Source organism: Bradyrhizobium cosmicum (assembly GCF_007290395.2).
Classification (GTDB): domain Bacteria; phylum Pseudomonadota; class Alphaproteobacteria; order Rhizobiales; family Xanthobacteraceae; genus Bradyrhizobium; species Bradyrhizobium cosmicum.
In genome coordinates, this window is sequence record NZ_CP041656.2 from 4,400,858 (window position 1) to 4,415,440 (window position 14,583).

12 protein-coding genes are annotated in these 14,583 nt (G+C 65.8%); 6 read left to right on the forward strand and 6 right to left on the reverse strand.

The features are described 5' to 3' along the window. Window positions 1-77: 77 nt before the first annotated feature. Both FNV92_RS21300 and FNV92_RS21305 read left to right on the forward strand, forming a co-directional pair. Window positions 78-692, forward strand: a complete 615-nt coding sequence (locus FNV92_RS21300) for an acriflavin resistance protein (RefSeq protein WP_143844701.1) — start codon at window positions 78-80, stop codon at window positions 690-692. 69 nt (window positions 693-761) lie between these two features. After that, on the forward strand, window positions 762-1,604 hold the full coding sequence (locus FNV92_RS21305) for a metallophosphoesterase family protein (RefSeq protein WP_143844700.1): 843 nt from the start codon (window positions 762-764) through the stop codon (window positions 1,602-1,604). A gap of 9 nt (window positions 1,605-1,613) precedes the next feature. Here FNV92_RS21305 and FNV92_RS21310 read toward each other — a convergent pair whose 3' ends face one another. The 3 genes from FNV92_RS21310 to guaB all read right to left on the reverse strand — a co-directional run bounded on the left by FNV92_RS21310 (window position 1,614) and on the right by guaB (window position 4,844). Beyond that, window positions 1,614-1,904: a hypothetical protein gene (locus tag FNV92_RS21310; RefSeq protein WP_143844699.1), complete on the reverse strand. Its 291-nt coding sequence runs from the start codon at window positions 1,902-1,904 to the stop codon at window positions 1,614-1,616. Window positions 1,905-2,078: 174 nt separating this feature from the next. Then, window positions 2,079-3,101, reverse strand: a complete 1,023-nt coding sequence (locus FNV92_RS21315; RefSeq protein WP_143844698.1) for an NADP-dependent oxidoreductase — start codon at window positions 3,099-3,101, stop codon at window positions 2,079-2,081. A gap of 252 nt (window positions 3,102-3,353) precedes the next feature. Next, a complete protein-coding gene (gene guaB, locus FNV92_RS21320; protein ID WP_143844697.1) occupies window positions 3,354-4,844 on the reverse strand; it encodes an IMP dehydrogenase in 1,491 nt (496 codons plus the stop codon). A gap of 441 nt (window positions 4,845-5,285) precedes the next feature. Here guaB and FNV92_RS21325 point away from each other — a divergent pair, with 441 nt between their 5' ends. Continuing rightward, window positions 5,286-6,776, forward strand: a complete 1,491-nt coding sequence (locus FNV92_RS21325) for a DHA2 family efflux MFS transporter permease subunit (protein WP_143844696.1) — start codon at window positions 5,286-5,288, stop codon at window positions 6,774-6,776. Between the two features lie 103 nt (window positions 6,777-6,879). Here the strand turns inward: FNV92_RS21325 and FNV92_RS21330 are convergent, their stop codons facing one another. Continuing rightward, complete coding sequence (locus tag FNV92_RS21330) at window positions 6,880-7,566, reverse strand: RlmE family RNA methyltransferase (RefSeq protein WP_143844695.1); 687 nt, start codon at window positions 7,564-7,566, stop codon at window positions 6,880-6,882. A gap of 1 nt (window position 7,567) precedes the next feature. Beyond that, window positions 7,568-8,641 (reverse strand): Ppx/GppA phosphatase family protein, encoded by a 1,074-nt coding sequence (locus FNV92_RS21335; protein ID WP_143844694.1) that lies wholly within the window; start codon window positions 8,639-8,641, stop codon window positions 7,568-7,570. A 210-nt stretch (window positions 8,642-8,851) separates the two neighbouring features. On the opposite strand from FNV92_RS21335, the gene FNV92_RS21340 reads away from it, so the two are divergent. Then, window positions 8,852-11,224 carry a xanthine dehydrogenase family protein molybdopterin-binding subunit gene (locus FNV92_RS21340; protein WP_143844693.1) on the forward strand — a complete coding sequence of 791 codons (2,373 nt, stop codon included), beginning with the start codon at window positions 8,852-8,854 and terminating at the stop codon, window positions 11,222-11,224. Window positions 11,225-11,357: 133 nt separating this feature from the next. Here the strand turns inward: FNV92_RS21340 and FNV92_RS21345 are convergent, their stop codons facing one another. Further along, window positions 11,358-12,158, reverse strand: coding sequence for a hotdog family protein (locus FNV92_RS21345; RefSeq protein ID WP_143844692.1), 801 nt, complete (start codon window positions 12,156-12,158; stop codon window positions 11,358-11,360). Window positions 12,159-12,265: 107 nt separating this feature from the next. Here FNV92_RS21345 and FNV92_RS21350 point away from each other — a divergent pair, with 107 nt between their 5' ends. Further along, window positions 12,266-12,769, forward strand: coding sequence for a YaiI/YqxD family protein (locus tag FNV92_RS21350; protein WP_143844691.1), 504 nt, complete (start codon window positions 12,266-12,268; stop codon window positions 12,767-12,769). Window positions 12,770-12,771: 2 nt separating this feature from the next. Beyond that, window positions 12,772-14,583 carry an ABC-F family ATP-binding cassette domain-containing protein gene (locus FNV92_RS21355; RefSeq protein WP_143844690.1) on the forward strand — a complete coding sequence of 604 codons (1,812 nt, stop codon included), beginning with the start codon at window positions 12,772-12,774 and terminating at the stop codon, window positions 14,581-14,583.

Here is a 14,583-nt window from a genome sequence, read left to right on the forward strand (position 1 = left end):
CCGGTGTTCCCGATCCCGCGACCAAATGGCGATAGTTGAAGCGATTTTTGGCCGCTTAAGGCCGCCAGGCGAGCGCCATGACCATCCTGTCCAGCCTCTGGAGCGAATCCGCCGACGGCCGGCTCGGCATCCTGATGTCGGCGCTGTCAGGCATCGCGGCAGCGCTTGCCGTGGCGCTGGCGATGACAGTGTATTTCCGCCTGAGCTACCGGACCTGGCGCGACGTCGCCAGGCACGGTCTCGCCGTACTCGCCGCGATTGTCCTGTTCGCCTTTGCCGCCTACGACATGCGCCATGCCGCGCTAGCCTATCTCGGCCTCAACCCGTCCAGGCCCGCCGTCGAGTTCGAGATCCGCATGCCCAGGGAGACGCTGACGACGGTGTCCGATGCCCAGATCGAGCTGCACACCGACCGCAACCAGACGCTGGCGCTTGTCGACGGCGTGCGCGAGCTCGGCGACGGCCGCGCGCTGCTGCGTGGCGCGGTCGTGCTCAACCATCGCACCGCGGACCGCGTGCTGGCCGTCAACCTGCCCGGCAAGGGCACCTTCGAATTCCGTCTCCGCCTATCTGCCGAGCCGCACCGCTCGAAGGACTTCAGCCCGTGGCATCTCGCCGATCGCGTCGCCTCGCCGGTGGCGGGCGCAGTTGCTCCGCAGGACGCCTACACGATCCGCTACCGCGTGTTCTAAACTTTGTTCACGGCGATGCATGCCCGCACCGTCATCGTTCCGACGCGCGACCCCGGCTAAGCTGACCGCATGTCCGAATTTCGCCTGACGCAGATTTCCGACACCCATCTCGGCCGGCGCTTCCCCGGCCTGATCGCCAACTTCCACCGAGTCAGTGAGCACATCGACGCTAACAGGCCCGATCTCGTCGTCAACACCGGCGACGTTTCGTTCGACGGGCCGACCAGCCGCGACGATATCGAGTTCGCCAAGGGCCTGCACGAGGCCCTGCCCGTCGCCTGCCGCTACATTCCCGGCAATCACGACATCGGCGACAATCCGACCGCAATCGGGCCGGCCCCCAAGCCTCCGGTCACCGAAGCTCACCGCCAGCAGTTTCGCGACATCATCGGCGAAGACCATTGGTCGTTCGAGCAAGCGGGCTGGCACTTCATCGGCCTCAACACGCTGGTGATGAATGCGGGGCTGGCGTTCGAGGCCGAGCAGTTCGACTGGCTGTCTCGGGAGATCGCGCGGGCGAGCGGAAAGCCGGTCGCGCTGTTCCTGCACAAGCCGCTGTTCCTCAATTCGCCCGACGACCCCGAAACCCCGGAGACCTCGATCCGCTACGTGCCGCAGCCGGCACGCGCGCGGCTGATCGGGATGTTCGCGGGCGTCGATCTGCGCCTGATCGCCAGCGGCCACGTCCACCAGCGGCGCGAATTTACCTTCCGCCATACGCGCCACGTCTGGGCGCCATCGGCAGGCTTTGTCATCAACGACAAGCGCCAAGAGCGGATTGGAAACAAGGAAGTTGGCCTGGTCGAATACCGCTTCAAGTCCGACAGTTTCGAAGTCCGCCACGTCCGCGCCGCCGGACAGGTCGATGTCGATATCGAGGAGTTGTTCGCCCAGATGGGCGGGGGGCACTAACCGCGCTCGTCAGGCGACGCTCTTGAGATCCTGCTGGATCGCGGCGAGCAAGGATTGCAGCGCGTCGCTGTTGACCGGCTTCGCCTCAGCCTTCACGGACTGAACATTGGCTGGCGCGGCGGCCTTGACCGGACGCTTCGGAAATGGCGGCGGAGGCATCGCGGGCTGCGTGAGCGCGTCCTCGTTGTCGGTGTGCACGAACTTGCCATGAATGACGTCGTCACGACGGCCCATGACATACATCGCCGTCCAATAGCCGGCGGCCAGAACAATGACGCAGAAAATACCGATCTCTAACATCGCAACACCCGAAATATGTGCGATGATTCAATGCCTTCGCTTCGAGGTCAATGAACGACCGGTCACACCTGCGGTTTTTACGGGCAGGTGTGGCCGATCGGTGACTCTTTATTAACCACTCCCGCCTGGGGAGTGGCCAATCTGCAACCAGGTCTTGCAGCCAAACGTTGGCAATTAAGCCTTGTCCGGCCCGACCCGTACCAGCTGCTTGCCGAAATTGGCGCCCTTCAGCAGCCCGATGAAGGCGCCCGGCGCGCTGTCCAGGCCCTCGGTAACGAACTCCTTGTACTTGACCTTGCCGTCGCGGACCCAGCCAGACATGTCGCGCAGGAAGTCGCCATGGCGAGAGGCGAAGTCGGAGACGATGAAGCCGCGGAAGTTCAGCCGCTTGGTCAGGATCGTACGCATCATCGCGCCGGCCCATTTTGGCGGCTTGGACTCGGTGTCGTTGTAATGCGCGATCAGTCCGCAGACCGGAATGCGCGCGAACGGATTGAGCAGCGGGAACACCGCCTCGAACACGGCACCGCCGACATTCTCGAAATAGACGTCGATGCCTTTCGGGCAGGCTTCCTTCAGCTTCGCGGCGAGATCGGGATCGCGATGGTCGAGGCAGGCGTCGAAGCCGAGCTCCTTCACCACGTAGTCGCACTTGTCCTTGCCGCCGGCGATGCCGACCGCGCGGGCGCCCTTGATCTTGGCGATCTGGCCGACGGCCGAGCCGACCGCACCGGAGGCGCCGGCGACGACGACGGTCTCGCCTTCCTGCGGCTTGCCGATGTCGAGCAGGCCCGTATAGGCGGTCATGCCGGGCATGCCGAGCACGCCGATGGCGGTCGAGATCGGTGCGAGCTTCGGATCGACCTTGGCGAGCCCCTTGCCGTCCGAGATCGCGTGGGTCTGCCAGCCCGCGCGCGCGAGCACGATGTCGCCCTTGGCGAAGTTCGGATTGTTGGACGCAGCGACTTCGCAGACCGTACCGGCTTCCATCACACCGCCGACAGGCACCGGCGTCGCGTAGGACGGACCGTCGCTCATGCGCCCGCGCATGTACGGATCGAGCGACAGCCAGATCGTGCGCAGCAGGACTTCGCCCTGCCCCGGTGTCGGGACAGCGAATTCCTCGGTGCGGAAATCGGACGGCTTTGGTTCGCCGACGGGACGCGCGGCAAGAACGATGCGTTTTGCTTGGGACATGGGGGCTTCCTCCGGATTGCTGTCGCCGCGAACGGAAGCGGAGGGAGGGACCTGCGTCAATACAAAAGCGTGGAGCCACACACTGGCTGTCATCGCCAGACTTGATCGGGCGATCCAGTATTCCAGAGACAGTCGTGGTTGAGCCGAGAAGCTGCGGTGTACTGGGCGCCCCGGTCAAGCCGGGGCACGACACCGTCGTTGAGGCAAGCGCATCGAAACCTATGTGCTCGCGCGCAGCTGAGGGCGGTGTAACTAACCCCCGCCCGGATAATTCGGGCTCTCGCGCGTGATGGTCACGTCGTGGACGTGGCTTTCGCGCAGGCCGGCACCGGTGATGCGAACGAAGTTCGCTTTCTCGTGCAGCTCCTTCATGTCCTTTGCGCCGACATACCCCATGGCGGCGCGCAGGCCGCCGGCGAGCTGGTGCATGACGTGACCGACCGCGCCCTTGTAGGGCACCTGGCCCTCGATGCCTTCAGGCACGAGCTTGAGCGTGTCCTTGATGTCCTGCTGGAAGTAGCGGTCGGCCGAGCCGCGCGCCATCGCGCCGACCGAACCCATGCCGCGATACGCCTTGTAGGACCGGCCCTGCCACAGGAAGACTTCGCCGGGCGTCTCGTCGGTGCCGGCGAGCAGCGAGCCCACCATCGCGATGTCGGCGCCGGCGGCAAGCGCCTTGGCAAGGTCGCCGGAAAACTTGATGCCACCGTCGGCAATGACAGGAATGTCGGCCTTCTTCGCAGCTTCCACCGCATCCATGATCGCGGTGAGTTGGGGAACGCCGACGCCGGCGACGATGCGCGTGGTGCAGATCGAGCCCGGGCCGATGCCGACCTTGATGCAGTCGGCACCCGCGTCGATCAGTGCCTGCGTGCCTTCGGTGGTGGCGACGTTGCCGGCCACGACCTGCACCGAGTTGGACAGACGCTTGATGCGGTTGACGGCATGCAGCACGTGGCGGGAATGGCCGTGCGCGGTGTCGACGACGATGAGGTCGACGCCGGCATCGATCAGCCGCTCGGTGCGCTCGAAGCCGGTGTCGCCGACCGTGGTGGCAGCGGCGACGCGCAGGCGGCCCTGCGCATCCTTACAGGCGAGCGGATGAGCGACTGCCTTCTCCATGTCCTTCACCGTGACGAGGCCGACGCAGCGATACTGCTCGTCAACCACGAGCAGCTTCTCGATGCGATGCTGGTGCAGCATCCGCCGCGCCTCGTCCTGGCTGACATTCTCGCGCACCGTGACGAGCTTCTCGTGCGTCATCAGCTCGGAGACTTTTTGCCTGCGGTCGGTGGCAAAGCGCACGTCGCGGTTGGTGAGGATGCCGACCAGCTTGCCGGGCGTGTTCTTGCCGGCGCCGGTGACGACGGGAATGCCGGAGATGCCGTGGTCGCTCATCAACTTGAGCGCGTCGTCCAGCGTGGCATCGGGGCTGATGGTGAGCGGGTTCACCACCATGCCCGACTCGTAGCGCTTGACCTGCCGCACCTGGGCAGCCTGCCCTTCCGGATCGAAATTGCGGTGGATGACGCCAAGGCCGCCGGCCTGCGCCATGGCGATCGCCATGCGGGCTTCGGTGACCGTGTCCATGGCGGAGGCCATGATCGGAATGTTGAGCGGAATGGCGCGGGTGACGCGGGAGCGGATGTCGACCTCGCCCGGCATGACATCCGACAGGCCCGGCTTCAACAGCACGTCGTCGAACGTAAAGGCTTCGCGAATGCCTTGTTGAACCATGGCCATCTGCCAACTCCTTCCGCGGCCCTGCCGCAAATAGCTATGGATGAGCGCCGCCCTCGGCGTGCCTTGCGGCGTCGCCGGAGAATCGGAGCCCATCGGTGGGGTTGACGCGGGTCGATAGCACGGCCGGATGACGAATCAAAGCAATTCGGATCGCTGGCCAGCCATGCACAGGGTTTTTAAGTAAATTCAGCGTGGATAGCCCATGCCCGCCGTCATTCCGGGGCGCGACGAAGTAGCCAGCCGGGAATTCATTTCGCGGCGGCCCCTGCGGCCCAATGGATTCCGGGCTCGCGCCAGGTGCACGCCCCGGAATGACGGGAGAGGGTCACACCGTTGTTACGCGCGATTTAGGTGCTATGCGTCGATCCGCAATGGTCCTGACCGTGTCGTGGTGGTAAGCCGCAACTCCACCCCTCTTCTGATTTTCATTACCAATCCGTCATGGTCGACAAGCAACGCGTCATTCCTCTGATCGTGGCCACCGCCCTGTTCATGGAGAACATGGATTCGACGGTGATCGCCACCTCGCTGCCGGCGATCGCCGCCGACATCGGCACCAGCCCGCTGACGCTGAAGCTCGCGATCACCTCTTACCTGCTGTCGCTGGCGGTGTTCATTCCGGCGAGCGGCTGGACCGCCGACCGGTTCGGCGCGCGGATGGTGTTCGCGATCGCGGTCGGCGTGTTCATGGTCGGCTCGGTCGGCTGCGCACTCTCGAGCTCGGTCACCGATTTCGTCTTCGCGCGCATCCTCCAGGGCATGGGCGGGGCGATGATGACGCCGGTCGGGCGCCTCGTGCTGCTGCGCTCGGTCGACAAGAGCGCGCTGGTCAATGCCATGGCCTGGGTGACGGTCCCCGCGCTGATAGGTCCCGTGATCGGCCCGCCGCTCGGCGGATTCATCACCACCTACGCGTCGTGGCACTGGATCTTCCTGATCAACATCCCGATCGGGCTGCTCGGCATCTTCATGGCGCTGAAGTTCATCGACCCGATCAAGAGTGAGGAACGCGAGCCGTTCGATCTTTACGGCATGGTGCTCGCCGGGCTCGGGCTTGCGGGCATTGCCTTCGGCCTGTCCGTGGCCGGCCTCAACCTGCTGCCGTGGAGCACGGTCGCGGCGCTGGTCGTCGGCGGTTCGATCTCGATGACGCTCTACGTCATTCATGCCCGGCGGACGGGGTCGCCGGTGCTGGATTTTTCGCTGCTGAACCTGCCGACGCTGCGCGCGGCCGTGCTCGGCGGATTCCTGTTCCGGCTCGGCATCGGCGCACTGCCGTTCCTGCTGCCGCTCCTGATGCAGATCGGCTTCGGGCTGTCGCCGTTCCATTCCGGCCTCGTCACCTTCGGCTCCTCGCTCGGCGCCATGGGCATGAAGACGCTGGCGGCGCGCATCATCCGCACCTTCGGCTTCCGCAATCTGATGACGGTGAACGCGATCGTCAGCGCGGTCTTCCTCGGCATCTGCGCGCTGTTCACCGTGACGACGCCGCTGCTCATCATCATGGTGATCCTGGTGGTCGGCGGCTTCTTCCGCTCGCTGGAGTTCACCGCGATCAACACGGTGGCCTATGCCGAGGTCGAGACCGCGCAGATGAGCCGCGCCACCACGCTGGTCAGCGTCAACCAGCAGCTCGCGGTCTCCGCCGGCGTCGCCGTCGGCGCAGCCTCGGTGGAGACGACGATGTGGCTCAGCCATGTCAGCGAGCTCAACGCCAATGTGTTCGCCCCCGCCTTCGTCGTGGTGGCGCTGACCTCGGCGGCGTCGAGCTGGTTCTTCTGGCAGATGCCCGCGGACGCCGGCCACGAGATCTCCGGCCGTAAGGTGGGGGACATTTCCAGCCGCAAGGGCGCGGACAAGAGCGCCGCCAAGGCGGCCGTCAAGGCGGCGACCGAGGATACGCAGGACGTGCGGGACCAGCGGCTGGGTTAGCTCAATTCGTCATTGCGAGCGAAGCGAAGCAATCCAGAATGCATCTGCAGAGGCTCTCTGGATTGCTTCGTCGCTTCGCTCCTCGCAATGACGGAGGCTGTGGTTACGTCTTTGCCTCGCCCCGAAACCCCGTCGCCAGCACGTAGCGCTCGGACGAGTCCGCCCGGCTCGCGGCGGGCTTGACGTGACGCACCGTCGCAAAGTCGCGCTTGAGCTGGGCGAGCAGTTCGGCGTCGGCGCCGCTCTGGAACGCCTTGGCCAGGAACGTACCGCCGGGCTTGAGCACGTCGCAGGCGAACGCCGCGGCGGTCTCGATCAGGCCGACGATGCGAAGCTGGTCGGTCTTGCGGTGACCCGTGGTGTTGGCCGCCATGTCGGACATCACGACGTCGGCGCCACCGCCGAGCATCGCGTTCAGCTTCGCCGGGGCGTCATTGTCCATGAAGTCGAGCTGCGCGAACTCGACGCCGGCAATCTCGGGCATATCAAGCAGATCGATCGCGACGACCTTGCCCTTGCCGTCGACCGAGCCGACGCGCTTGGCCGCGATCTGGCTCCAGCCGCCTGGCGCCGCGCCGAGATCGACCACGGCCATGCCGTGCTTCAGCAGCCGGTATTTGTCGTCGATCTCGAGCAGCTTGAACGCCGCGCGCGAACGGTAACCCAGCGCCTTCGCCTTGACCACATAGGGATCGTTGAGCTGCCGCTCCAGCCACAGCTTCGACGACAATTTGCGCTTGCCGCCGGTCTTGACCTGGACGTGCAAGCGGCCGGTGGTGTCCTTGGCCATCTCACCAGCTCCCGAGCGCGCCGTCCTCGCGCATCATCTCGACCAGCATGCCCTCGCGCAGGCCCCGGTCGGCGACGCGCAGGCGCGGCAGCGGGAAAGCGCGACGGATCGCATCGAGGATGGCGCAGCCGGCGAGCACGAGATCGGCGCGCTCGACGCTGATGCAGCTATTGTTCGCACGTTCCTCGTAGCTCATGCCGAGCAGCTTGCTGATGGTCGCGGTAATGTCGGTATCGTTCATCCAGACGCTGTCGATGCGGCGACGATCATAGCGCACGAGATTGAGGTGAATGCCGGCCAGCGTCGTCACGGTGCCGGAGGTGCCGAGCAGGTGCATGTCGGCGAGATCGCCGCCGTGCTGTTCGGCAAACGGCGCGACGTGGTTGGCGACCTCCTGCTCCATCGCGGCATAGATCTCGGGTGTCACGTCGCGGCCGCCGAACTGCTCGGCGAGCGTGACCACGCCGAGCGGGATCGACATCCAGGCCTTGATGCGCGGCTCAGGATTCTCCGGATCACGCTCGATCCGCACCAGCTCGGTCGAGCCGCCGCCGATGTCGAACAGGATCGCGCCCCTGCCCCTGGGATCGACCAGCGGTGAGCAGCCGAGCACGGCAAGCGAGGCCTCGGTCTCGCGGTCGATCACCTCGAGCTCGATCCCGGTCTCGGCCGCGACGCGACTGCGGAAACCTTCCGCGTTCGAGGCCGCGCGGCAGGCTTCGGTCGCGATCAGCCGCAACCGCCGCGCCTTCCGCAGGTTGATCTTGTCCCGGCAGATGCTCAGCGCGGAAATGGCGCGCTCGATCGCGGCCTCGCTGATGCAGCCGGTTGCCGAGACGCCCTCGCCGAGCCGGATGATGCGCGAGAAGGAATCGACCACGCGAAAGCCGTCGCTGGTCGGAGAGGCGATCAGGAGCCTGCAATTGTTGGTGCCGAGGTCCAGCGCCGCGTAGACGCCGGTTCCCGGCGCTTGCGCGGCGACAGCCGGTTCGGGGGCCAACGCCACCGCCGCCATCGACCCCTCGAGCCCACCGTGCGGCGCATGGCCGTCGCGGAGCCGCGTGTGGTCATTCATATAAACTGTCTTTCCGCGGCCGGTTCGGGCCGATCTGGAATTGCTTTTCGCCTGAAACATTAGCAGCGCGTCAGTCCTGCGCAACAACGCATCACATGGGACCATGCCCATTCGTGCGTTGTCGTGAACGGGCCGGTGGGCTATTTTTGGAAGGTCCGGCCCTCCAGGCGCCCCCCAACCGCGCAATTGCCGGCTTTTCAGGTCAATTCCATGCAAGAACACACCAAATCGTCCACGCTCGAAAACGCTATTGCACTGCAAAAATACGGCGTCGGGCAGCCCGTCCGCCGCAAGGAGGACGACACGCTGGTCCGCGGCAAGGGCCGCTATACCGACGATTTCAACCTGCCCGGCCAGGCCTATGCCGTGGTGGTCCGCTCGCCCCATGCCCATGGCGTGATCCGCGGCATCGGCCTTGATGCCGCCAAGGCGATGCCGGGCGTGCTGGGGGTGTGGACCGGCAAGGACCTCGACGCCGCCGGCTACGGCCCCTTCACCTGCGGCCTGCCGCTGAAGAACCGCGACGGCTCCCCCCTGCTCCAGACCAACCGCCAGCCGCTGGCGACCGACAAGGTCCGCTTCGTCGGCGATCCCGTCGCCTTCGTGGTAGCCGAGACGCTGGCGCAGGCCCGCGACGCGGCCGAAGCCGTTGAACTCGACATCGAGCCGCTGCCGGCCGTGACCGATCCCGAGGAAGCCGCAAAACCCGGCGCACCGCAGCTCTACGACCACATCCCGAACAACGTCGCGCTCGACTACCATTACGGCGACATGGACAAGGTCAACGCAGCGTTCGCCGGCGCGGCCCACGTTACCAAGATCGACATCGAGAACACCCGCGTCGCCGTGGTCTCGATGGAGCCGCGCGTCGGCCTGGCCTCCTACGACAAGAACACCGAGCGCTACACCATCCAGATGCCGACGCAGGGCGTCGCGGGCAACCGCGCCAACCTCGCCAAGAACCTGAAAGTGCCGAACGAGAAGGTGCGCATCCTGACCGCAAATGTCGGCGGCTCCTTCGGCATGAAGAACGTCAACTACCCCGAATACATGTGCATCCTGTACGCGGCCAAGGCGCTGGGCCGCCCGGTGAAGTGGCTCGACGAGCGCTCGACCGCCTTCCTCTCCGACAGCCACGGCCGCGCGCAAAAGATCCATGCCGAGCTGGCGCTCGACGCCGAGGGGCACTTCCTCGCGGCGAAGCTGTCCGGCTACGGCAATCTCGGTGCCTACATCACTGGCGTCGCGCCCGGCCCGCTCTCGCTCAACACCGGCAAGAACTTCTCCAGCGTCTACCGCACGCCACTGATGGGCATCGACATCAAGACGGTGCTGACCAACACCACGCTGATGGGCGCCTATCGCGGCGCCGGCCGACCCGAGGCGAACTACTACATGGAGCGGCTGATCGACCGCGCCGCCGACGAGATGGGCATCAACCGGCTGACGATGCGCAAGCGCAACTTCATCAAGCCGAACCAGATCCCGTTCGCGGCCTCCTCCGGCGTCACCTATGACAGCGGTGACTTCCAGGCCGTTTTCAACAAGGCGCTGGAAATCTCCGACCACGAGAACTTCGCCAAGCGCAAGAAGGAGAGCAAGAAGGCCGGCAAGCTGCGCGGCATCGCGGTCGGCTCCTATCTCGAGGTCACCGCGCCGCCGAGCCCCGAGCTCGGCAAGATCGTGTTCGATCCCGATGGCAGCGTGCAGCTGATCACCGGTACGCTCGATTACGGCCAGGGCCACGCGTCCGCATTCGCGCAGGTGCTTTGTTCGCAACTCGGTGTACCCTTCGACAGCGTCAAGCTGGTGCAGGGCGACAGCGACATCGTTCATACCGGCAACGGCACCGGCGGCTCCCGCTCGATCACCGCGAGCGGACAGGCCATCGTGGAGGCCTCGAAGCTGGTCATCGAAAAGGGCAAGCGCGCCGCAGCCCACATGCTGGAGGCGTCCGAGGCCGACATCGAGTTCGCCGACGGCAACTTCACCATCGCCGGCACCGACCGCAGCATCGACATCATGGAGCTGGCCAAGCGCCTGCATGACGGCAAGACACCGGACGGCGTGCCTGACTCTCTCGACGTCGACCACACCAGCGAGCCGGTGCCGTCGGCGTTCCCGAACGGCTGCCACGTCGCCGAGGTCGAGATCGATCCTGACACCGGCGTGGTCCAGATCGTGCGCTACAGCGCGGTCAACGATTTCGGCACGGTGATCAACCCGATGCTGGTTGCGGGCCAGCTCCATGGCGGCGTGGTCCAGGGCATCGGCCAGGCACTGATGGAGCAAGTCCGCTACGACGAGAGCGGCCAGCCGATCACGGGCTCGCTGATGGACTACGCCCTGCCGCGCGCCGAGGACGTGCCGAACATGACGGTCGGCGATCACCCGGTGCCGGCCACGACCAATCCGCTCGGCAGCAAGGGCTGCGGCGAAGCCGGCTGCGCCGGCAGCCTGTCGACCGTCGTGAACGCGGTGGTCGATGCGCTCTCCGACTACGGCATCAAGCACATCGACATGCCGCTGACCCCGGAGCGGGTGTGGCGCGCGATCCAGGATGCGAAGGGCAAGGCGGCGTAAGGGGGACGCTCTTTCTCCGCCGTCATGGCCGGGCTTGTCCCGGCCATCCACGCCTTGACGCGAGGTCCGGAGAACGTGGATGCCCGGGACAAGCCCGGGCATGACGATGTGGTGACGATGTGCCTAGTTCCGCCTACGCCGCCGCCTGCTCGCGCGGCTGGGTGATCGCGGTGTGCTGGCAGTGCGCGAGCGGCGTCGTGCCGTTGGCCACGACCAGCGCGTCGAGCTCGACGAAGCGGTGGCCCTTCTTCTCGTAGGTCGCGGTGACCTTCGCGCGTGCGGTGATCTCGTCGCCGGCGCGCGCGGCCGACAGCAGCTGCATGCGGCTGCCGACGTGGATCCACGGGCCCAGAACGGTATTGTCGACCAGCACGCGGTTCATCACGCGCTGGATCAGGCCGGGATGGCCAAATCCCTCGCGCGCGAAAATCGGATCGGTCTCCCTGATATCGGCGAGATAATCGGCCGCGTCCTGCCCGATCCATCGGCGCGGCGTCGTGCCAAGCCATTTGCCTGTCTCGAAGGTCGCCGGGCCGACCGGCTTGCGCTCGGCTACCGCGGGCACCTCGACATAGTCGCTCAACGAAACCACGGGCGCAGCCGCCGGCAGCGACGCTGTCCCGGTGGCGCAGAGCTCGGTGCGGCTGAACACCTCGATCGTGAGCTGGCCGTTGTGCTCGGTCGCATCGACGTCGGCGGTTTCGCCGTCATAGACCGGCTTGATGAAGCGAGCCTCGATCAGCCCGCGCGCCAGGAAATCGCGGCCCCAGCGCGCCACCGGCACGTGCATCATGTAGGCGAAGACATCGACGCCCGGGACCAGTCCGCCGGAAAAGCCGAAGCGGCGGGCCACGGTGTCGTCATGCATCTTGTTTTCGGATTGCTTGGCGGTGTTGTAGGCCTCGACGCGCCAGGTTTCGAGCCGGTTCGGCATGGGGTCGTCTTCCCTGTATTCTTGTTGTTTCCGGGCCGATCCTAGGCCCCGGGGAACACCGGTCAATCCCCTCGCCTTTGCGGCCCGAATGGGGTACCACGCCGCGAATGACTGACAGCCCCACCCGCATCTATGTCGACGCCGACGCCTGCCCGGTCAAGGACGAGATCTACCGCGTCGCGCTCCGGCACAGCGTGCCCGTGAGCGTCGTCGCCGGCAACTTCATCCGCGTCCCGCAGGACCCGTTGATCGAGCGCATCGCGGCGGGCGCGGGCATGGATGCCGCCGACGACTGGATCGTGGAGCGGGTCAAGCCCGGCGACGTCGTCGTCACCTCCGACATTCCGCTGGCCAGCCGCTGCGTGAAGGCGGGCGCCGACGTGATCGCGCCGAACGGCAAGCCGTTCACGGAGGAATCGATCGGCATGACGCTGGCGGTGCGCAATCTGATGACCGATCTGCGCTCGGCCGGTGAAGTCACCGGCGGCCCGCGCTCGTTCGCGCCGCGCGACCGTTCGGCCTTCCTCTCCGCGCTCGACCAGACGCTGCGCCGGATCCAGCGCCGCCGCGCCGATCAGGCCGCAACGAGCCAGAATTTGAGTCAGGACTGACCATGGCGCCGCCGCTGATCCAACTGAAAGACATCAAGCTGACCTTCGGCGGCACGCCGTTGCTGTCAGGCGTCGAGCTCAACGTCGCGGCCGGCGAGCGGGTCTGCCTGATCGGCCGCAACGGCTCCGGCAAGTCGACGCTGCTCAAGATCGCGGCCGGCCTGGTCGAGCCCGACGGTGGCACGCGCTTCGTGCAGCCCGGCGCCACCGTTCGCTATCTGCCGCAGGAGCCGGATTTCGGCGAGCACAAGACCGTGCTCGGCTATGTCGAATCCGGGCTCGCGCCCGGCGACGATTCCTATCAGGCACGCTATCTGCTGGAGCAGCTTGGCCTCAGCGGCGACGAGGACCCGCACAACCTCTCGGGCGGCGAGGCGCGCCGCGCGGCCCTGGCCTATGTGCTGGCGCCCTCGCCCGACATATTGCTGCTGGACGAGCCGACCAACCATCTGGATCTCGCCACCATCGAGTGGCTGGAAAAGGAGCTCGACAGCCGCCGCAGCGCGCTGGTGATCATCAGCCATGACCGCCGCTTCCTCACCAATCTCTCCCGCTCCACGGCCTGGCTCGATCGCGGCAAGATCAAGCAGATCGACCGCGGCTTTGCCTCGTTCGAGAGCTGGCGCGACGAGGTGCTGGCGGAAGAAGAGCGCGACCAGCACAAGCTCGACCGCAAGATCGTCGACGAGGAGCACTGGTTGCGCCATGGCGTCTCCGGCCGGCGCAAGCGCAACGTCAAGCGGCTTGGCAATCTGCATGCGCTACGCGACCAGCGGCGCAACTATCGCGGCACCGCCGGCACCGCCAGTCTCGCCGCGGCCGAGGCGGATCAGTCGGGCAAACTGGTGATCGAAGCCAAGGGCATCACCAAGGCCTATGGCGGTCGCATGATCGTCGACAATTTCTCCACCCGCATCCAGCGCGGCGACCGGATCGGCATCATCGGGCCGAATGGCGCCGGCAAGACCACGCTGGTCAATCTGCTTACCGGCGGCATGCAGCCGGACTCCGGCACGGTACGTCTCGGCGCCAATCTGGAGACGGCCACCCTCGACCAGCACCGCGAAAGCCTCGATCCGAAATCGACGCTGGCGGAGGCGCTGACCGGCGGCCGCGGCGACCAGATCATGGTCGGCGGCAAGCCGAAGCATGTGGTCGGCTACATGAAGGACTTTCTGTTCGCACAGGAGCAGCGCGGCACGCCTGTGGAGGTGCTCTCAGGCGGTGAACGCGGCCGGCTGATGCTGGCACGCGCGCTGGCCAAGCCTTCGAACCTGCTGGTGCTGGACGAGCCGACCAACGATCTCGATCTCGAAACCCTCGACGTGCTCGAAGACATGCTCGGCGATTACGAGGGCACGGTGATCCTGATCAGTCATGACCGCGACTTCCTCGACCGCGTCGTGACTTCAGTCATCGCGCCAGAAGGCAACGGCAAGTGGACCGAATATGCCGGTGGCTACAGCGACATGCTGATCCAGCGCGGCGCAGACCTGAAGCGCGAGGTCGCGAAGGCGCAAGCCTCGGCGGAGAAAAAAGAGGATCGGCCCGATGCTCCCGCATCCGCATCCAGGCGCAAACTGAGCTTCAACGAGAAGCACGCGCTGGGAACGCTGCCGAAGACGATGGAAAAATTGCAGGCCGACATCGCCAGGCTGCAACGCGTGCTCGACGATCCCAAACTTTACGTCAAGGACCGCAAGAAATTCGACGATGCGTCCGCCGCCATCGCCAAGGCGCATAGTGAATTGTCCGCCGCCGAAGAGCGCTGGCTCGAACTGGAAATGCTCCGCGAAGAAATCGAACAGGCTTAA